The 18,521-nt window shown below is 66.4% G+C and carries 23 protein-coding genes; 12 read left to right on the top strand and 11 right to left on the bottom strand.

Going from position 1 to position 18,521, the window contains the following annotated elements; translation table 11 throughout:
* The first annotated feature begins 2 nt into the window (after positions 1-2).
* The 7 genes from IV113_RS05075 (at position 3) to queF (ending at position 6,057) form a co-directional block, all read left to right on the top strand.
* Positions 3-425 (top strand): rubrerythrin family protein, encoded by a 423-nt coding sequence (locus IV113_RS05075; RefSeq protein ID WP_291081522.1) that lies wholly within the window; start codon positions 3-5, stop codon positions 423-425.
* A 170-nt stretch (positions 426-595) separates the two neighbouring features.
* The gene (locus IV113_RS05070; protein ID WP_291081518.1) at positions 596-1,957 is read left to right on the top strand and encodes a heterodisulfide reductase-related iron-sulfur binding cluster; all 1,362 of its coding nucleotides are present in this window, start codon (positions 596-598) and stop codon (positions 1,955-1,957) included.
* Between the two features lie 9 nt (positions 1,958-1,966).
* Positions 1,967-2,557 carry a DUF3501 family protein gene (locus IV113_RS05065; protein ID WP_291081499.1) on the top strand — a complete coding sequence of 197 codons (591 nt, stop codon included), beginning with the start codon at positions 1,967-1,969 and terminating at the stop codon, positions 2,555-2,557.
* Between the two features lie 94 nt (positions 2,558-2,651).
* Positions 2,652-3,428 (top strand): peroxide stress protein YaaA, encoded by a 777-nt coding sequence (gene yaaA / locus IV113_RS05060; RefSeq protein WP_291081497.1) that lies wholly within the window; start codon positions 2,652-2,654, stop codon positions 3,426-3,428.
* 4 nt (positions 3,429-3,432) lie between these two features.
* Positions 3,433-4,305: a 2OG-Fe(II) oxygenase gene (locus IV113_RS05055; protein ID WP_291081495.1), complete on the top strand. Its 873-nt coding sequence runs from the start codon at positions 3,433-3,435 to the stop codon at positions 4,303-4,305.
* Between the two features lie 10 nt (positions 4,306-4,315).
* Entirely contained in the window at positions 4,316-5,209 is an 894-nt protein-coding gene (locus IV113_RS05050) for an alpha/beta hydrolase (RefSeq protein WP_291081493.1), read from the top strand.
* Entirely contained in the window at positions 5,206-6,057 is an 852-nt protein-coding gene (gene queF, locus IV113_RS05045; protein WP_291081491.1) for an NADPH-dependent 7-cyano-7-deazaguanine reductase QueF, read from the top strand. The genes IV113_RS05050 and queF overlap by 4 nt, the downstream gene beginning before the upstream one ends.
* A 6-nt stretch (positions 6,058-6,063) precedes the next feature.
* On the opposite strand, the gene IV113_RS05040 is transcribed toward queF, so the two are convergent.
* The 5 genes from IV113_RS05040 to IV113_RS05020 all read right to left on the bottom strand — a co-directional run bounded on the left by IV113_RS05040 (position 6,064) and on the right by IV113_RS05020 (position 9,634).
* Positions 6,064-6,843, bottom strand: coding sequence for an anti-sigma factor (locus IV113_RS05040; protein ID WP_291081489.1), 780 nt, complete (start codon positions 6,841-6,843; stop codon positions 6,064-6,066).
* Positions 6,844-6,852: 9 nt separating this feature from the next.
* Positions 6,853-7,425 (bottom strand): sigma-70 family RNA polymerase sigma factor, encoded by a 573-nt coding sequence (locus IV113_RS05035; RefSeq protein ID WP_291081530.1) that lies wholly within the window; start codon positions 7,423-7,425, stop codon positions 6,853-6,855.
* Between the two features lie 68 nt (positions 7,426-7,493).
* Positions 7,494-8,153 carry a plastocyanin gene (locus tag IV113_RS05030; RefSeq protein WP_291081487.1) on the bottom strand — a complete coding sequence of 220 codons (660 nt, stop codon included), beginning with the start codon at positions 8,151-8,153 and terminating at the stop codon, positions 7,494-7,496.
* Between the two features lie 20 nt (positions 8,154-8,173).
* Positions 8,174-8,656 carry a group 1 truncated hemoglobin gene (locus IV113_RS05025; protein ID WP_291081485.1) on the bottom strand — a complete coding sequence of 161 codons (483 nt, stop codon included), beginning with the start codon at positions 8,654-8,656 and terminating at the stop codon, positions 8,174-8,176.
* Between the two features lie 30 nt (positions 8,657-8,686).
* Complete coding sequence (locus IV113_RS05020) at positions 8,687-9,634, bottom strand: DUF3034 family protein (protein WP_291081483.1); 948 nt, start codon at positions 9,632-9,634, stop codon at positions 8,687-8,689.
* Positions 9,635-9,907: 273 nt separating this feature from the next.
* Here IV113_RS05020 and IV113_RS05015 point away from each other — a divergent pair, with 273 nt between their 5' ends.
* Positions 9,908-10,507 carry a ferritin-like domain-containing protein gene (locus IV113_RS05015; RefSeq protein ID WP_291081481.1) on the top strand — a complete coding sequence of 200 codons (600 nt, stop codon included), beginning with the start codon at positions 9,908-9,910 and terminating at the stop codon, positions 10,505-10,507.
* Positions 10,508-10,553: 46 nt separating this feature from the next.
* Here IV113_RS05015 and IV113_RS05010 read toward each other — a convergent pair whose 3' ends face one another.
* Entirely contained in the window at positions 10,554-11,615 is a 1,062-nt protein-coding gene (locus IV113_RS05010) for a histone deacetylase family protein (protein ID WP_291081479.1), read from the bottom strand.
* A gap of 189 nt (positions 11,616-11,804) precedes the next feature.
* Here IV113_RS05010 and IV113_RS05005 point away from each other — a divergent pair, with 189 nt between their 5' ends.
* From IV113_RS05005 to IV113_RS04995, 3 genes are read left to right on the top strand one after another with little or no spacing between them, the layout of a single operon-like run.
* On the top strand, positions 11,805-12,209 hold the full coding sequence (locus IV113_RS05005) for a PPC domain-containing DNA-binding protein (RefSeq protein ID WP_291081477.1): 405 nt from the start codon (positions 11,805-11,807) through the stop codon (positions 12,207-12,209).
* A gap of 28 nt (positions 12,210-12,237) precedes the next feature.
* On the top strand, positions 12,238-12,939 hold the full coding sequence (locus tag IV113_RS05000) for a DUF4286 family protein (protein ID WP_291081475.1): 702 nt from the start codon (positions 12,238-12,240) through the stop codon (positions 12,937-12,939).
* Positions 12,936-13,475 (top strand): cysteine hydrolase family protein, encoded by a 540-nt coding sequence (locus IV113_RS04995; RefSeq protein ID WP_291081473.1) that lies wholly within the window; start codon positions 12,936-12,938, stop codon positions 13,473-13,475. Before IV113_RS05000 ends, IV113_RS04995 begins: the two co-directional genes overlap by 4 nt.
* A gap of 9 nt (positions 13,476-13,484) precedes the next feature.
* Here IV113_RS04995 and IV113_RS04990 read toward each other — a convergent pair whose 3' ends face one another.
* From IV113_RS04990 to IV113_RS04980, 3 genes are all read right to left on the bottom strand, one after another.
* On the bottom strand, positions 13,485-14,327 hold the full coding sequence (locus tag IV113_RS04990) for an enoyl-CoA hydratase-related protein (RefSeq protein WP_291081471.1): 843 nt from the start codon (positions 14,325-14,327) through the stop codon (positions 13,485-13,487).
* 55 nt (positions 14,328-14,382) lie between these two features.
* Entirely contained in the window at positions 14,383-14,667 is a 285-nt protein-coding gene (locus IV113_RS04985; RefSeq protein ID WP_291081469.1) for a hypothetical protein, read from the bottom strand.
* 83 nt (positions 14,668-14,750) lie between these two features.
* The gene (locus tag IV113_RS04980) at positions 14,751-15,935 is read right to left on the bottom strand and encodes a DNA polymerase IV (protein ID WP_291081528.1); all 1,185 of its coding nucleotides are present in this window, start codon (positions 15,933-15,935) and stop codon (positions 14,751-14,753) included.
* A 127-nt stretch (positions 15,936-16,062) separates the two neighbouring features.
* On the opposite strand from IV113_RS04980, the gene IV113_RS04975 reads away from it, so the two are divergent.
* Positions 16,063-16,788: an SIMPL domain-containing protein gene (locus tag IV113_RS04975; protein ID WP_291081467.1), complete on the top strand. Its 726-nt coding sequence runs from the start codon at positions 16,063-16,065 to the stop codon at positions 16,786-16,788.
* Positions 16,789-16,795: 7 nt separating this feature from the next.
* Here the strand turns inward: IV113_RS04975 and IV113_RS04970 are convergent, their stop codons facing one another.
* Both IV113_RS04970 and IV113_RS04965 read right to left on the bottom strand, forming a co-directional pair.
* Positions 16,796-17,308: an anti-sigma factor gene (locus IV113_RS04970; protein WP_291081465.1), complete on the bottom strand. Its 513-nt coding sequence runs from the start codon at positions 17,306-17,308 to the stop codon at positions 16,796-16,798.
* Positions 17,305-18,465, bottom strand: a complete 1,161-nt coding sequence (locus tag IV113_RS04965) for an alpha-hydroxy acid oxidase (RefSeq protein WP_291081463.1) — start codon at positions 18,463-18,465, stop codon at positions 17,305-17,307. The genes IV113_RS04970 and IV113_RS04965 overlap by 4 nt, the downstream gene beginning before the upstream one ends.
* Positions 18,466-18,521 lie beyond the last annotated feature (56 nt).

Genomic DNA, 18,521 nt, shown 5'->3' with positions numbered 1-18,521 from the left:
ACATGCCCGCATTGAAAGGCTCGAAAACCGAGCAATGCCTGAAGGACGCCTTCGCCGGCGAATCCCAGGCCAACCGCCGTTACCTGTACTTCGCAAACAAGGCCGACGTAGAGGGCCAGAACGACGTGGCCGCGCTGTTCCGCTCCACCGCCGAGGGTGAAACCGGCCATGCGCACGGCCATCTTGAATTCCTGGAGCAGTCCGGCGACCCGGCCACCGGCATGCCCATCGGTGCCACGCGCGACAACCTCGCTTCTGCCGTGGCCGGCGAAACCCATGAGTACACCGACATGTACCCCGGCATGGCCAAGACCGCGCGCGAAGAAGGTTTTGACGAAGTCGCCGACTGGTTCGAAACCCTGGCCAAGGCCGAGCGCTCGCACGCCAATCGCTATCAAAAAGCCCTCAACGAGCTGGTTGACTGACCCCCGCCGCGCTGCGCGCGACCCCCTTCCAGTGGGCGACACCTGCGGCCTGGCGGAGCCAGTTCCGCGGTGTCCTGGCAGCTGCGCTCACTTGAGCGCAGCGTTTCCGTGAGGGCTCGTGGAGCCCTCACGGAAACCTTGTGACGTGATCTGAATCAGACGAGGACCCCATGGCCACCGAAGGCAATCTGCAGGCGCCCACACGACACGCGCTCGACTGGAAAAACCCCGACTTCCACGACGAAGAGAAGTGTCTCCACGAGCTGGAGCGCATCTTCGACATCTGCCATGGTTGCCGCCGCTGCGTGAGCCTGTGCGGGGCCTTTCCCACGCTGTTCGACCTGGTCGACGAGAGCAAGACCATGGAAGTGGACGGCGTGGACAAACGGGACTACTGGAAGGTGGTCGACCAGTGCTACATGTGCGACCTTTGCTACATGACCAAGTGCCCGTACACGCCGCCGCACGAATGGAACCTGGATTTCCCGCACACCATGCTGCGCGCCAAGGCCATCAAGTTCAAGAAGGGGGAGGTCGGTCTGGCCGAGAAATTCCTCGCCTCCACCGACGTGCATGGCCAGTTCGCCGGCATCCCCATCGTGGTTCAGACGGTCAATGCGGTGAACAAGACCAAGGTGGCGCGCAAGGTGATGGAAAGCGTGGCCGGGGTCGACAAGGACGCCTGGCTGCCTGAACTGGCCACCCGACGGTTTCGCTCGCGCACACCCGAGGCAAAAGCCACGGTGGTGAACGACGGCGAGAAGACGCCCGGCAAGGTCGCCATCTTCGCCACCTGCTACATCAACTACAACGAGCCCGGCATCGGCCTGGATCTGCTCAAGATCCTGGACCACAACGAGATCCCGTACGTGATCGTGGAGAAGGAAAAATGCTGCGGCATGCCCAAGCTGGAGCTGGGTGATCTGGACTCCGTGCAGGCGAGCAAAGAGGCCAACATCCCCGTGCTTGCGAAGTACGCGAAGGACGGCTACGCCATCCTCACGGCGGTGCCGAGCTGCGCGCTGATGTTCAAGCAGGAGATCCCGCTCATGTTCCCGCACGACGCCGACACCCAACTGGTGAAGGAACACCTGTGGGACCCGTTCGAGTACCTCATGGCGCGCAAACGCGACGGCTTGCTCAAGACCGAGTTTCCGCAGAAGCTGGGCAACGTGAGCTACCAGATTCCGTGCCACGGTCGGGTACAGAACATCGGGCGCAAGACCGAAGAGATGCTCAAGATGATTCCGGGCACCACCCTCAACACCATCGAACGCTGTTCCGGCCACGCCGGCACCTTCGGCGTGAAGAAGGCGACCCACCAGACCGCGATGAAGATCGGCAAGCCGGTGTTCAAGGCCATGGCCACCATGAAGGACGGCGCCAAGCCCGACTACATCAGCTCGGACTGCCCACTCGGCGGCGGCCACATCGCCCAGGGGTTTGAAGTGAACGGTTTGGGCGCACCCACGTTGAAACATCCACTCAGCCTCGTGGCCCACGCCTACGGCTTGAAGAATGGATTGGACTAAGGAGACAACATGCAACTCACCGGACACATCACCGCCGACTCCCTCATGAGCCTGGAGGCCTACACCAAGTGGCGCAAGGTGCACAAGCCCGACGTGATCGCGCACCGCAAGCTGCGCAGCGTGCGGCTGGGCGAACACATCAACCTGCAGTTCGAGAGCGAGACCACCATCCGCTACCAGATCCAGGAGATGCTGCGCATCGAGAAGGTGTTCGAAGAAGAGGGCATCCAGCAGGAGATCGAGGCCTATGCGCCGCTGGTGCCCGATGGCCACAACTGGAAGGCCACGATGATGATCGAGTACCCCGACGTCAACGAGCGCAAGCGCGAGCTCGCGCGCCTGATCGGTGTGGAGGACCGCATGTTCGTCGAGGTTGAAGGGTATGCGCGCGTCTACGCCATTGCCGACGAAGACCTGGACCGCGAGAACGACGTGAAGACCTCGGCGGTGCACTTCGTGCGCTTCGAATTCACGCCCCCCATGCGTGCGGCCGTCCAGGCTGGCGCCGCGGTGAAGATCGGCTGCGATCACACCCACTACCCGGCGCATGTGCAGGTGTCCCCTGAAGCGCTGGCGTCTCTTGCGGGCGACCTGAAGTAAACCGGTGCGGTGGCGATAATCAGGGCGTCCCGCGGGAAGCCCTTTTTCATTGACGCACCGCACACCTGCGATCCCGCTAGGCACCCCCATCAACATGCTGTTCCTCATTTCTCCCGCCAAGGCACTCGACTACGAGACCCCGCCCCATGTGGCGACCCACACCCAGCCGCTGTTCGTGAAGCAGGCCACCGAGCTCATCAGCGTGCTGCGCGACCAATCGCCCCAGCAGATCGCCGACCTCATGAGCCTGTCCGACGCGCTCTCGGGCCTGAACGTGGCGCGCTACCAGGCCTGGCGCCCGAAGTTCACCACCAAGAATTCCAAGCAGGCGGTGCTGGCCTTTGACGGCGACGTGTACGGCGGGCTCGACGCGAAGACACTCGCCGAACCCGATTTCGACTGGCTGCAGCAACACCTGTGCATCCTGAGTGGCCTGTACGGCGTGCTGCGCCCGCTCGACCTCATGCAACCCTACCGACTGGAGATGGGCACACGTCTGGCCACCGGCCGGGGCAAGAACCTCTACACGTTCTGGGGCCGCCAGATTGCCGACCATCTCAATGAGCGCGCCCGGGCCGACGTGAGCCCGGTGGTGATCAACCTGGCCAGCGAAGAGTATTTCAAGGTGGTGGACCGCAAGGTGCTGCTGCCGCGCGTGGTCACCTGCGTGTTTGAAGAGCGCAAGGCCGACGGTTACAAGGTCATCAGCTTCATGGCCAAGCGCGCGCGCGGCCTCATGGTGCGTTACGCCGTGCAGCACCGTGTCAGCACGCCCGAGCAGCTCAAACATTTCGACCTGGAGGGCTACCGTTTCAACAACGCCGCCTCCGGGCCCGACCGCCTGGTGTTCCGCCGCGACGCCAAGGCTTGAGGGAATGGCCGTGAACCAGTCCGTCACCATCGAACTGCGCCAATGGATCGCGGAACAAGCCGCGGCCGGCTTCTCGCGCGAAGCGGTGATGGCGTCCATGGTGGCCTCGGGCTGGCAACAAGCGGTGGCGCTCAAGGCGCTTGCGTCCACCTGGAAGGAGCCCGCGCCGGTGCTGACCCAGCCCGCCCCGGCCGTGCGCCGCGAAGGCGCCGCGGCATGGCACCGCTTGCCCGACCTCGACCTGAGCTTCTCGCCGCGCCAGATCGACGCGGGCGACCGCATGGTCAACGTGATTGCTTCACTGAGCCAGCCGCGCGTCGTGGTGCTGGGCAACCTGCTGAGCGCCGAGGAGTGCGATGCGCTGATCGAATCGGCGCGCCCGCAACTGGCGCGCTCGCTGACCGTGGCCACCAAGACCGGTGGTGAGGAGCTCAACCCGGACCGCACCAGCAGCGGCACGTTCTTCGCGCGCGGGCAAACGCCCGAGGTCGCGCGCATCGAGGCGCGCATTGCCCGCCTGCTGAACTGGCCGGTGGAGAACGGCGAGGGCCTTCAGGTGCTGCACTACCGCCCGGGCGCCGAGTACAAGCCGCACTACGACTACTTCGACCCCGGCGAGCCCGGCACGCCCACCATCCTCAAGCGTGGCGGGCAGCGCCTGGCCACGCTGGTGATGTACCTGAGCGAGCCCGCGCGCGGCGGTGGCACCACCTTCCCCGACGCCGGGCTGGAAGTGGCCCCGGTGCGCGGCAACGCGGTGTTCTTCAACTACGACCGACCTCACCCTTCCACCCGCACGCTGCACGGTGGCGCACCGGTGATCGAGGGCGACAAATGGGTGGCCACCAAATGGCTGCGCGAACGCGAGTTCGTGTGAAGCGCCCGGCATGAACATCACCCACAACGGCCTGCGCATCGAATACGAGAGTGACGGCGATGAACACGCCCCCGCCGTGGTGTTGACCATGGGCCTGGGCATGCAGCTCACCGCATGGCCTACCGCGCTGGTGCAGGCCATCGTGCAAGCCGGCTACCGCGTGATCCGCTTCGACAACCGCGACATCGGACTCTCCAGCGAGCTGGACCACCTCGGCGTGCCCAACATCGGCTGGCAGGTCGTCCGATCCCGCCTGGGCCTGGCCGTGCGATCGCCCTACAGCCTGCAGGACATGGCGCAGGACGCCATTGGCCTGCTCGATGCGCTGGGTGTGCAGCGCGCCCATCTGGTGGGTGTTTCCATGGGCGGCATGATCTCGCAGCGCATTGCTGCCACCGTGCCCGGCCGCGTGCTGAGCCTCACCAGCGTGATGAGCTCCAGCGGCGCCCCGGGCTTGCCCGGCCCGCGCGCTGACGTGAGCCGCGCTCTGCTCAAGCGCCCGCGCGGCCGTCGACCCGAAGACGTGGCCGCCCATGCACTGAACCTGTTCAGAATGATCGGCAGCCCTGCCTTCCCGCAGGACATGCCCGCCTTCGAACAGCGTGTGCTGGCCGATGCGGTGCGCAGCTACCGGCCTGCCGGCGAGGCGCGGCAGTTGCTCGCCGTGGTGTCCGACACGCGGCGCCACACCGTGCTGAAGGGCATCGTCTGCCCCACGCTGGTCGTGCACGGCACGGCCGACCCGCTGGTGCCCCTGGCCTGTGGACAGGACACCGCCGCGCGCATTGCCGGGGCCCGGTTTGAATCCATCGAAGGCATGGGCCACGACTGGCCGCCCGGCGTGGCGGCGCTGCTGGCCAGCCACATCGTTCCGCACCTCCACGCTGCACAGGCCTCGACATGAACCAGAACACCCCCGAACAATCGCAACTCGGCCAGACCTCGGCTTACGTGGATCAATACGACGCTGGCCTGCTTTTCCCCTTGCCGCGCGAAACCAAACGCCGTGAGATCGGCATCACCGGCAGCGTGCCGTTTCTCGGCGCCGACCTGTGGACTGCGTTCGAACTCAGCTGGCTGAATCCGCGTGGCAAACCGCAGGTGGCCCTGGCCCACATCACCGTGCCCTGCGAGAGCACGCACATCGTGGAGAGCAAGTCGTTCAAGCTCTACCTCAACAGCTTCAACAACAGCACCTTCGCCAGCGCCGATGCGGTGCGCGATCGCATCCGTGCCGACGTGAGCGCCACCGTCTGGCACGGCGGCCCCCTGCAGTCCAGCGCGGGTGTGAAGCTGCTGCTGCCCGAGCAACTGGAGCGCGAGAAAGTGCAGGAACTCGAAGGCTTGAGCGTGGACCGGCTCGATGTGGAGTGCACGCGTTACCAGCCCGCGCCCGAATTGCTCACCGCGGCGTTTGATGAAAAGCCGGTGGACGAAATCCTGGTGAGCCATCTGCTCAAAAGCAACTGCCTGGTGACCGGTCAGCCCGACTGGGGCAGCGTGCAGATCACCTACAGCGGCCCACAGATCGACCAGGCCGGGCTGCTGCAGTACATCGTGAGTTTTCGCAACCACAACGAATTCCACGAGCAGTGCGTGGAGCGCATCTACATGGACATCCTGGCGCGCTGCAAGCCGACCAAGCTGGCGGTGTACGCGCGCTACACGCGCCGCGGCGGCCTGGACATCAACCCCTGGCGCACCAGCCACCCGCAATCGCCGCCGGCCAACGTGCGCACGGCGCGGCAGTGACCTGCCTCACAGCATCTTCTGGATCAGCGCGCCTTTGAACAGCACCGGCCCGGTCGGGCCGCGCTCGCTCGGCACACCGCCCTTGGGCTCCAGGCTGATGGCCAGCGTGGGCACTTCGCGCACGTCACCCACGCCAGCCGTGAGCTGCAGCAAACGCTCCTGACTCAGCACGCCCAGCGAGCGCGGTCCACCCGAGGGTGGCAGGGCCCAGAGTTGCAGTGACTTGTCGCTGGCTTCCTGGAAGCCGCCCACGCGTTGCAGCGTGAGCTTGCCGTTCTTCGGGTCGAAGGTCACCAGCATCGAGGCACTGGCCTGGTCGTCGTTGAGCACGGCCACGTATTCGATCTGCGGTGTGGTCGAGAGCCTGGCCTGCAGTTCATTGATCTGCGCGCCCAGGTTGTCGCGCAGGCCCACGGCCGTCACGAGCGCCAGCACGGTGGCCAGCGCACCGGCGGCGGTGGCGCCGCGCCACAGCGCCAGGCTGCGCAGCCAGCCAGTGGCCGGCGGCCTCACGGGTTGGGCGCGGGCGGCGGCCATGGCCTGCTGCTGGCTCTCGCCCTGCACCAGGTTTTCAATGCGTGTCCACACGGCGGGCGCGGGTTGTTGCGGTGTCTGCAGTTCGTTCATGCTGGACACGCGGCTTTGCCACACCAGGGCGGCGGCGCGCACCGGGGCTTGCTCGCGGGCCATGGCTTCAAAGCGGCGGCGTGCGCCCCCGCGCAAGGTGCCCAGCGCGTGGGCGGCGGCCAGCCGGTCGAGCAGTTCGGGGTGTTGAATGAGGTTCATGGTGTGTCCTCAGGCGAAGCGCGCCATGCAGTTGCGCAACTGGTCCAGCCCGCGGCGGATCCACGTCTTCACGGTGCCCAGGGGCAGGCTGAGTTGCTCGGCCAGCTCGCTGTGGCTGAGGTCGCGCAGGTAGGCCAGGCTCACCACCTCGCGCTGGCGGTTCTCCAGCTTGGCCAGGCACTGGTGCAGCGCCCAGGCCTGCTGGCTCGCCAGGGTGGTGTCCATCGGGTTGGGCGAATTGCCTTCCATGGTGTCGGACATCACGTCGTCGATCTCGTCGGTGAGGTGGGTGCGCTCGGCGGTGCGCCGCCGCAGGTAGTCCAGCGAGCGGCTGCGCACGATCAGACCCATCCATGCCATGGGTGGGCTGAGCGAGGCGCGGTAGTCACCCGCGCTGCGCCAGATGTGCAGAAAGGTTTCCTGCAGCGCGTCTTCGGCCCATTCACTTTTTCCGACCACGCGCATCGCCAGGCCATACAGCTTCGATGAGGTCAGGTCGTAGAGGGCTTTGAGGGCGGCTTCGTCGCGTTGTGCGACGCGGTCGATCAGGGCCATCAGTTGGTCGTCGGGTTGTGCGCTCATGCGGGCATTGTGGGGCACCGGCTTGCCCCATGCCCGCGCCGGGGCATGGAAGAAGGCGGGCTGGGCGTTCATGGTCGGCGCCGACGCGGCTGCACCTGCGTGGGCAGGCTCAGGGCCGTGACCGGCGTGATGTTGACTGCCAACGGCGGTGCTTCAAGGATCTGGTCGGCGTGAACCACGCGCACCTTGGCCGCGCCCTCGGGCACGCCTTGCACCGTGGCCACGCCGTTCGCGTCGGTCACCAGTGTCCAGGGGGAGTCGGTCACGAAGATGAATCCGCGCATGGAGCCGTGCAGGTGGCAGCCCAACTGCACCGCGCCAGCCTTGGTCAGCGTTACTTCGGTGCTGGCGGGTTCTTTGCCCTCGGCCTTGCCATCGAGTCGCAGCTCAAAGCCGGACGAGGTGCCGGCATTCAGCGAGGCCAGGCCCGCCGGCACGCCGCGCACATGGTGTTCCCAGCTGTCGAGGTTGGTGAAGGTCACCCTGGAGCCCACCGGCACCACGCTGGTGCCGGGCACGAACTGCATCTTCTGCTGGTTGACGACGGCCGAGACCGGTGCCGGCGCCGTCGGCTTGGCACCCGAGGTCGGCTCGATGACCACCACCGCATCGGACAGGGGTTTGCCGTCGCGCCCGAGCACGGTCACCTGCACGGTGGCGGCCTGCGCGGCCAGCGGCAGCAGGGTGACGGCGGCGATCAGCCAGGCGGATGTGTTCGGGCGGTTCATGGTCGGGTCGGGTTGCGGGTTCAGCGAACGGTGATCACGTCGCGGTGCATGGGGGCCAGCAGCGCGAGCATCTGGTTCTGGCGCGTGAACGGAATGCCCCGCGCGTCCATGCTTTGCTGCAGCACCTCCACCAGGGCGTTGAACTGGGCGCGGGTCGTGTCGCGGTCGGCGTGCGCGGTTTTCATGTCGGGGCCCTTGTAAACGCAGGGACCGCCCGAGAGCTGGCAGAGCTGGTCGCTCAGGGACTTCGCCAGATTGCCCAGGTTGGTGTCCTTGAACTGCTCGCCAATGCGCGGGTCGGCTTTGAGGCGAACCACGAAGTCATCCATGAGGCTGCGGATGCCGGCTTGTTCGCCGAAGGCCTGGTACAGGCCAGCCGCGGGTGCAACGGGGTAGGCGCTGGCTGCCGACGGAGAGGGGGCGCCTTGCGGCGACTGGGCGAGCGTGGCGCCGCTGGCCAGGGCCAGGAGGGTGAGGGCGGTGGAGGCGAAGAGGTGTTTCATGTGGGGGTTCGAATGAGATGTCTGGAGGTGTCAGAACGCGATCTGCGCAGAGACGTACACGCCGGTCTGCTTGCGGCCACCGGTGGTGGCCGGCACGATGCGGCCCAGGTCGACATAGGCGGCGGTGAGTGAGACGTTCTTGCTGGGCGCGTACGCAATGAAGATGTCTTTCCAGTCGTCGGCGCGCAGACCAGCGCCCAGGCCGGCGGCCTGGCCGGCACGCTGCAGCTTGTTGGGCATGGCGCGGTATTCAACGCCCACCGCCAGCTTGCTGTTGATCAGATACGCCACCGAGATCTCGGGCTGCAGCTCGTAGCCGTTGTCGGCACCGCCCAGCGTGGCCCCGAAGCCCAGCAGGCCACCCTGGTTGGCCTTGGTCGCGCGCAGCGTGCCGTTGACCAGGATGCCGTGCGCGAGGAACAGCTTGGTGGCGCTCACGTACACGTCGGCCCCGTGGCGCTTGGCGCCCAGTGCACTCAACGTGCCGTCCAGACCGGAAGACTGCAGGTGCTTGAACTGCACACCCACGGCGATCTGCGGCATCGGGCTGTCGCTGTCCAACACGGCGTCACCGGCCACGCGCACTTTGGCGCCCACGATGTCCTGCTTCAGGTGCAGACCCGGCAGGCCCAGGCCCGTGCCGGTGATGCCGGTGTTGAAGTCTTGCCGACCCACCGAGAGTTCGACGCGGTCGTGGATGCCCACGGCCACGCCATAAGCGGTGAGGCCGTAGTCCCGCGTCCTGGCGCGGCTGAGATAGGCCGATACGCCCACTTCGCCTTCGGTGGCCTGGCTGCCGATCACGGCCCAGGGGGAAATGCCGCCACCTGCCGCGCCTTCAATGCTGCTCACTCCCCCGGTGAGCAGCAGCTTGCCGGTGTCGGCACGGACGGGGGATGTGGCCAGCAGCGCAAGGGCTGCGGCCAGGGGCAGCAGGCGGGATGCCGTGCATGCGGTGGTCGTTTTCAGGAAGGGCATGGTGAATGGGTTGTGGCGTGTTGACGAGAGTCGCGAAGGACGGGGCAGCGGGGCGGTGTTGTCCGACCCTCTGCCCTCTGGACCCTCTGCCCTCTGAATACGCATCGCTTCCCTCAACGGATTCAACCGGGTTCATCCGGCAGAGGTCGAGCGCGATCAAAGGGCTTTGTGAATCCACCGGCGGTGTGGGCAGCGTATTCAACGTGACGGTTGTCACGAGGCCATGTGCCGACGGGCAGCCGATCAGCCCACCCAACTTTCCCAGGACTCCCCATGAACAACATCCAGACCCCCGACACCCTGATCTCTCCAGCATCGCGCCGTGGCTTCATGCGCAGCGGTGGTGTGCTCTCCGCCGCCGCCGTGGCCCTGCTGGCCGGCAACGACGTGATGGCCGCCGCTCACGCGCAGAAGATGGACATGTCCAAGGACGTGGGCATCCTCAACGTGGCGCTCGGCCTGGAGCACGAAGCCATCAACGCCTACCAGCTCGGAGCCGGCAGCGGCCTGCTGCAAAAGCCGGTGCTGGATGTGGCGGTGCAGTTCCAGGGTCACCACAAGACCCACCGCGACGCTCTGATCGCCACCATCCAGAAGCTGGGCGGCAAGCCGGTGGCCGAGATGAAGCTGGAGGACTACGCCAAGTCGCTCAACGCCGCTTCGCTCAAGAGCCAGGCCGATGTGCTGGACCTCGCCGCCCGCCTGGAGCTGGGCGCCACCAACGCCTACCTGAGCGTGATTCCGGCACTGGGTGACCGCGAGCTGGCCAAGGTGGCAGCTCGCCTGGCCGCCGACGAAACCATGCACTACACCGTGCTCACCAGCGCCCTGGGCCGCCCGCTGCCCCCCGGCGCGTTCTCGTACGGCGCCTGAGCCGAAACTCCGATCGCCCTGAGCTTGTCGAAGGGCCGGGGCGCGCTCAAGCGGCCCGCTGGAAACCTTCCAGCAGGTTCACCGCGTTGGTGCCCACGGCGTCCACCGCATAGCCGCCTTCAAATGTGAACACCGTGGGCAGCCCGGCAGCGGCCAGGGCTTCGCCCATGGTGAAGTAGTCGGCGCTCTTCAAGGTGAAGCCCGAGATCGGGTCGCCTTCGAAGGTGTCCAGCCCCATGGGCACCACCAGGGCTGTCGCACCGAACCGCTGGACCGCTTGCAAGGCGGTGTTCAGCGTCTCATGCCAGACGGAGAAGCCGGTGCCACGGGGCAGCGCCAGGTTCAGGTTGAAACCCTCGCCCGCACCCGCGCCGCGCTCGTCCGCATGGCCCAGGAAAAATGGGTACTCGGTAGCCGGATCGCCGTGGATGGAAACCGTGAGCACATCGGCTCGCTCATAGAAGATGGTCTGCGTGCCGTTGCCGTGGTGGTAGTCCACGTCCAGCACCGCCACCTTCGCGTGGCCCGCATCGCGCAGCGCCTGCGCGGCGATGGCCGCGTTGTTCAGGAAGCAATAGCCGCCCAGAAAATCGGGCCCCGCGTGGTGACCGGGCGGGCGCGAGAGCGCAAACGCGCTGCGCGCACCCGCTGACACGTCCTGTGCCGCCGCCAGTGCACAGGCGGCTCCGCCTCGCGCGGCGGCCCAGGTGCCCGCCGTGAGCGGTGAACCCGAATCAAAACTGAACAGACCCAGGCACGCCGCAAAGTTGGTGGGCAGCACGTCGTTGCGAAAGCCGTGGCGGTTGGACAGCGGCCACACCGAGGGCAGCGCATCGCGCTCTGCATTGGCCGGGTCCATGGCCACCCACTCCGCCCAGGCACCGCGCAAGAAGTCCAGATAACGCGCGCTGTGCACACGGCCGATGGCGGCATCCAGCGCAGCGTCATCCACCTCGGGTGTTTGCAACGCGCCCAGCGGACGGCGCTGCAGCTCGGCCAGGACAAAGTCCAGCCGCGCGGGCACCTCGTGGCAGGGCACCATGCGCCCGCGAAACATCTCTTGCTGGCCGGCGTGGGCGGCGTGGTGGGGGTTGTGGAAGGTTTTCATGGAAGGAGATCGGATTTTGGTTGGGTTATGCGCATGTTGCATCTCCAAACGCATGCAGAATGATTCGGGGCCAAAAGTGCTGGAGAGTACAGCCACCTTTTTGCTTGCTGAGTTTCCAAAGACACAAGCCATGTTCAAACTTGGGGGCAAGCGAGATGACCACCACACAAGCCGAGCCATAGTCCACTCATGCCGTTCCTCCCCATCCGACTCTCCCCCGGCGTCGACCTTCGGCGCGCACTGGAAGCGCTCCCGCAAACCCGGGGCACGGACTCCGCCTTCGTGGTGGCAGGCATGGGCAGTCTCGTGCAGGCCAGCCTGCGGTACGCGGACGCGCCAGGCGCAAGCATGGTCACCGGGCCGCTGGAAATCGTGAGCCTCTCTGGCAGTCTCAGCGCGGCGGGTGCCCACCTGCACATGTCGGTGGCCGATGCATCGGGCCGTGTGATCGGTGGTCACCTGGGCTACGGAAGCACGGTCAGGACCACGGCCGAGGTGCTGCTGGCGCTGCTGCCGCAGGGCACGCTCACGCGCGAACACGATGAGGCAACGGGCTTCAGGGAGCTGGTTGTATGGCCACCAAGGCCTTCTTGACAATCCGCATGGAAGTAAAGGAAACCCGATGCCCCTGTTAGGTCAAGCCGCCATGCTGCTGTCCTTTGACATCGTCGAGGAAGCGATCGCCGAACACGATGACTGGCACACCCACGAACACCTGCCCGAGCGCTTGTCGATCCCCGGTTTTCTCAGGGGAACACGCTGGGTGGCCACGTCGGGGGCGCCCAGGTACCTCGTGCTCTACGAAGTCGAGCGCCTGGAAACGCTCGCGTCGCCCGCCTACCTGGAGCGCCTGAACAACCCCTCGCCCTGGACGCAAAAGATGATGCCGAACTACCGCGGCATGACGCGCGGGCTGTGCACTGTGGCCAGCAGCCACGGGCATGGCATGGGGCATGTTGGGTTGCTGCTTCGCTTCAAGCCGGGTCCTGGCAACGACGCGTCACTCGAATCCTGGCTGAGCCAGGAGATGCTGCCCCAGCTCCCCCAGCAGCGTGGCCTGAGCAGCGTTCATCTGCTGCGCAGCGGTCTGACACCCGAGATGACCGCCGAGCAGCGGATCCGGGGCGCCGACACCGGTGTGGACTGGGCTTTGCTCGTGACCGGCTATGAGAGGACTGCCGTTACCGAGCTGGCGCAGGCCGGGCTCAGCGCCGCGGAGCTGGCACGGCACGGCGCCGTCGAGGTGGTGGGCGCGGGCTACGAGGCTGTGCATGCGCTCACCGCCTTTGACGTGGCATCCGTGGCTGCGAGGGCAGTCCCATGACCAGCGCTCTGCTCATCATCGACATGCAACAAGGCCTGTGTGAAGGCGAGGGCCGTGCTTTCGAGTCCGACGCGGTGATCGCGCGCATCAACCGCCTTGCCGCCCAGGCCCGCAGCGCCCACGTGCCCGTGGTGTTCATCCAGCACGAGTCCACGGCTGGTTATCTGGAGCACGCCAGCCGCGAATGGCAACTGGCCGATGGTTTGCAGGTCGAGCCGGGCGATCTTCGGGTGCGCAAGACCACGCCCGACTCGTTCCTGAACACCGAACTTCAGGCGCTTCTCGCTGCGCAGGGTGTGAGCGAGCTGATCGTCTGCGGCATGCACACCGAGTTCTGCGTGGACACCACCACGCGCCGCGCGCTCGCGCTGGGCTACCCGGTGACGCTGGTGGCCGATGCGCACACCTCGGCCGGCAATGCGGTGCTCACGCCGCGCCAGGTGATTGATCACCACAACGCGACGCTGACGAACATCTCCAGCTTCGGGCCACGCGTGCTCGCGGTGGCCAGCGCCGACTTGGCAGTCGGGGCTTGATGCGACCGCTCAGCCCAGCGTCTTGAACGGCTGCAGGGCCGAGAGCGGCGTGAAGTCGCCCGCGCGCTTTTCCTTCATGGCTGTGATCGCTTCGCGCACATGCGCGTTGCTCCACACCGCGCCCTGCAGCCAGCCCATCTGGCGCAGGCTGTCTTCCACCGAGTGGTCGCGAGCGTAGTTCACGGCCTGTTTGGTGCCCCAGATGGCCACCGGGGGTTTGGACGCAATTTCTTTCGCGCACTGCAGCGCAGCGGCCACCGTGGCCTCGTGTGTGTCGAACACCTCGTTGACCAGGCCATAGGTCAGCGCCTTGCCCGCGGGCAGGCGGCGGCCCGTGTAGGCCAGCTCTTTCACCACCGCCAGCGGGATCAGCTTGGGCAGGCGCTGCAGCGTGCCCACGTCGGCCACCATGCCGATGTTGATTTCCTGGATGCAAAAGAAGGCGTCGGCCGATGCGTAGCGGATACAGGCGGCGGTCACCATGTCGACCGCGCCACCGATGCAGCCGCCCTGGATGGCGCAGATCACCGGGATGCGCAGGTTCTCCAGTTTCGTGAAGGTGGCCTGCATGTCGGTGAGCAGGTCGAAGATGGCGGCGCGGCCTTCCGGGCTCTGGTCGTCCATGCTGATGGCGCCCGCGAAGGTCTCCAGCGACATGCCGGCGCTGAAGTGTTTTCCGGTGCTGCTGATGACGAGTGCGCGCACCAAACCCTCGGCGTGGAGCTGGGTCAGGACCTCGTCGAGCTCGCGCCAGAAGGTCGGGTTCATGGTGTTGAGTTCGGCGGGCCGGTTCAGCACCAGGTGAGCTACCAGGTCCGTCGTGACGAGGGAAAAGCAGGTGGGGGTGTTCATGGAGGCTCAATGTATCCCGCGGTGGGCACCGCGGGCTGTCACGGGGCGGACCCGATCAGTCGGCGTCGGCCAGATCGATCCAGTCGCAGCGCAGGCGTTGTGCCGCGTGCACCCGCTGGCGCCAGCGCGCGTACAGGCCCGGGGTGCAGATACCGACCATGCACAGGGGCAGCAGCCACAGGGCTTGCGTGATCATGGCGGGCATGCAGCCCACCCAGCCCATGAGCCACACAGTGAGCACGCCGTCCCACAGGTGGTGTTCCAGCGGATGTTCCTGGCGGTGCGCCACGTGCCAGCGCTTGATGCGCTCCAACTCGCCCAGGCTCATGAAGAGATGCATGGCTGACCCCTCGGGAATCCGGCTGACATCCGGTGCTTCCCAATGTAAGTTTCGCGTCAGCACTCGTCAACCGGCGCGACCGCTCAGAACAGCTGGTCTGCCACGGCAACGGGCTCCACAGTCGGGGTGATCTCGGTGGCCTTGACCAGCGAGCCCACGCGCACGCCCAGCAGGCGGATGCGCCGACCCAGGTCCACGCGCTTGAGGCACAGGCCAGCCTGCCTGCGGATGGTGGCGGCATCCTGCGTGAAGTGATCGATGGTGGTGTCGCGCGTCACGCCCTGGAAGTTGTCGTAACGCAGCTTGATGCCGATGGTCTTGCCCGCGTAGCCCTTGGCGTTCAGGTCCGCGGCTACCTGTTCGCAGAGCCGGGTGAAGATGGCGCCGAGCTCCGCGCGGTCGCGCACGGCGTGCAGGTCGCGCTCGAAGGTGGTCTCGCGGCTCATGCTCACCGGCTCGCTTTCGGTCTGCACCGGTCGGACGTCACGGCCCCACGCCACCTCGTGCAGCCAGGCGCCGTAGCTCTTGCCGAAGTGTTCAACCAGCCAACCGCGCTCCCGCTGCGCGAGCTCGCCGATGGTGTGGATGCCGTGGCCTTGCAACTTCTCGTCGGCCTTGGGGCCCACGCCGTTGATCTTGCGGCAGGGCAGCGGCCAGATCAGGTCTTGCAGGTCGGTGGTCTGCACGATGCTGATGCCGTTGGGCTTGTTGAACTCACTGGCCATCTTGGCAATCAGCTTGTTGGGCGCCACACCGATGGAGCAGGTCAGCCCCGTGGCCTGGAAGATGCTCTTCTGGATGAGCCGCGCCAGCACCCGGCCACTCTCGCGCTGGCCGCCAGGCACATGGGTGAAGTCGATGTAGACCTCGTCCACGCCCCGGTCTTCCACCACCGGCGCGATCTCGCGGATGGTGCTCTTGAACAGACGCGAGATGCGGCGCACCTCTTCAAAGTCCACCGGCAGCAGGATGGCCTGCGGGCACAGCTTGGCGGCTTTCATCAAGCCCATGGCCGAGCCCACGCCGAACTGGCGCGCCGCGTAGGTGGCGGTGGTGGCCACACCGCGTCCGGTGTAGCCGGCCAGGCGGGGAAAGAAGTCCACCGGGATGTGGTCCAGGCTGTCGGTGGCCCATTCGCGGTCGGGGTAGGCCTCGCGCAGGCGCAGCAACAGATCGTCCTCGCGCCGGCGTCCGCCACCAATGACCACCGGCAGGCCCTTGAGCTGCGGGTAACGCAGCAACTCGACCGACGCGAAAAACGCGTCCATGTCGAGGTGGGCGATGCGCCGCGGCAGGGTCTGATCAGAAGGGGCGTCCACGCGGTCGAGCATAGCGGGATTACCATGCTGCGAGACGCTGGCCACCGGCCGACGCACCGCTCCCGGAGGACTTTTCATGCACCCCATCGCCCGCCTTGTCACCGCCCTGTTGATCGCCGCCGGCATCGCCATCGCAGGCTTCGCTGTGAGCCAGGGTCTGGAGCGTTTTCGCATGTCGGACCGCTCGGTCACGGTCAAGGGTCTGGCTGAAAAAGACGTGGAAAGCGACTTCGCGGTCTGGACGCTGTCGTTTCGCCGCGCGGGCAACGACTTCGGCGGGGTGCAGCAAGCCCTGGCGGGTGACCGCGACAAAGTGGCGGCCTTCCTGAAGGCGCGTGGCTTCACCGACGCCGAGGTGGAGGCCAAGCCGCTGCAGGTGCAAGACCTGTTCACTCGCGAGTTTGCACAGGGCAACCAGCCGTTCCGCTTCAATGGCACCGGTCAGGTGCTGGTGAAATCGCCCCGCGTGGTCGAGGTGGAGGGCGCCGCCCGTGCGGTGGACCCGCTGATCCAGGCGGGTGTGCAGCTCGGTGGTGAGAACGAGGGGGGCCGCAGCGGCCCGCGTTTCCAGTTGCGCGGCTTCAACGACATCAAGGCTCCGCTGCTGGCTGAGGCCACGCGCAACGCACGTGAGCAGGCGGACAAGTTCGCTGCAGAAGCCGGCGCCGAGCTCGGCCCGCTGAAGAACGCCAACCAGGGCGTGATCCGCATCACCGGCGATGACGGCAACGACTTCGACGACGGCAGCTCGCGCATGAAGCGGCTGCGCGTGGTCAGCACATTCGAATATGAGCTCAAGTGAGCCCGGGTCAGAGCGCTTTCTGGATCAGCCAACCCTGAAACAGGTACGGCAGGCGCGGCCCGACCAGCTCGGGCACGCCGCCCTTGCCTTCGACGCTGATCGCCAGTTGGGTGACGCCCACCAGCGCGGCTTCTTTCGCGGGCAGCTGCAGCGTCTTGAACTTGCTCTGGATCACGCCCAGCGAGCGAGGTGGTTTGCCCCCGGCGAGCGCCCACAGCTGCATGCTGTCCTCGCGCCCTTCCTTCACCTCGTTGAGCCGCTGCACCTGCAACACGCCGGCCTGCGGGTCCATCGTCACCAGCAGGGCGGGTAGCTGCTGCGCATCCAGCAGCACCGACACGTAACGCACCTGCGGCGTGACCGCCAGGCGCTCCTGCAGGTGCACGATCTGCGCCTTGAGCTGCTCGTACATGCTGGCCATGGTGGCCGCGCCCACCAGCAGCACCAGCGCCAGCACCACGCTGATGCTCAGCCACAGTTTCGGGGTGCGGGGCCGTGTCGCCGGTTCAAGGGAGTTCATGGTGTTGCCGTCGGGAAAGTGCCGGGCAGCAGGATCGATTTGTCCACCGTCTCGATGTTGGTGTGGCCACAGAAAGCCATGGTGAGGTCGAGTTCACGGTGGATGATCTCCAGGCACTTGCTCACGCCGGCTTCGCCCATGGCACCCAGGCCGTAGAGCATGGGCCGACCGATGTAGACACCGCGCGCACCCAGCGCGCGGGCCTTGAGCACGTCCTGGCCGCTGCGGATGCCGCCGTCCATGTGCACTTCTATCTGGCTGCCCACCGCGTCCACGATGGCCGGCAGCGCCTCGATGCTGCTCTGCGCCCCGTCGAGCTGGCGCCCGCCGTGGTTGCTCACGATCAGTGCGTCGGCGCCCGAGGCCACCGAGAGCTTCGCGTCTTCCACGTCCTGGATGCCTTTCAGGATCAGCTTGCCGCCCCAGCGCTTCTTGATCCACTCCACGTCGCCCCAGTTGAGCGCCGGGTCGAACTGCTGCGCCGTCCAGGCGCTCAGGCTGCTCATGTCGGCCACACCGCTGACGTGGCCGACGATGTTGCCGAACTGTTTGCGTTTGGTGCCCAGCATGCCCAGCGCCCAGCGCGGCTTGCCGGCGATGTTGATCATGTTGGCGATGGTCAGCTTGGGCGGGGCCGACAGGCCGTTCTTCAGGTCCTTGTGGCGCTGGCCGAGGATCTGCAGATCGAGCGTGAGCACCAGTGCCGAGCACTTGGCGGCCTTGGCGCGGTCGATCAGGCGCTCGATGAATGCGCGGTCCTTCATCACGTACAGCTGGAACCAGAAACCTTCGCCTGCGTGCTGCGCCACGTCTTCAATGGAGCAGATGCTCATGGTGGAGAGCGTGAACGGGATGCCCATTTTTTTCGCGGCGCGCGCGGCCAGGATCTCGCCATCGGCGTGCTGCATGCCGGTGAGGCCGGTGGGCGCAATCGCCACCGGCATGGCCACGTCCTGGCCCACCATGGTGGTGCGGGTGCTGCGGTTCTCCATGTTGACCGCCACCCGCTGGCGCAGCTTGATCTTCTGGAAATCACTGGCGTTGGCGCGGTAGGTGCCCTCCGTCCACGAGCCGCTGTCGGCATAGTCGTAGAACATGCGGGGCACGCGCTTCTGGGCGAGTACGCGCAGGTCTTCCACGGTGGTGATGACGGTCATGGGGTCTCCAGTTTTGTTGGGGCAGGTGTTTGGCCGATGGTAGCGGCGCCCCAGAA

This window comes from Hydrogenophaga sp. (assembly GCF_018780385.1).
GTDB lineage: Bacteria > Pseudomonadota > Gammaproteobacteria > Burkholderiales > Burkholderiaceae_C > Hydrogenophaga.
This window is presented reverse-complemented; position numbering and strand designations above follow the sequence as displayed.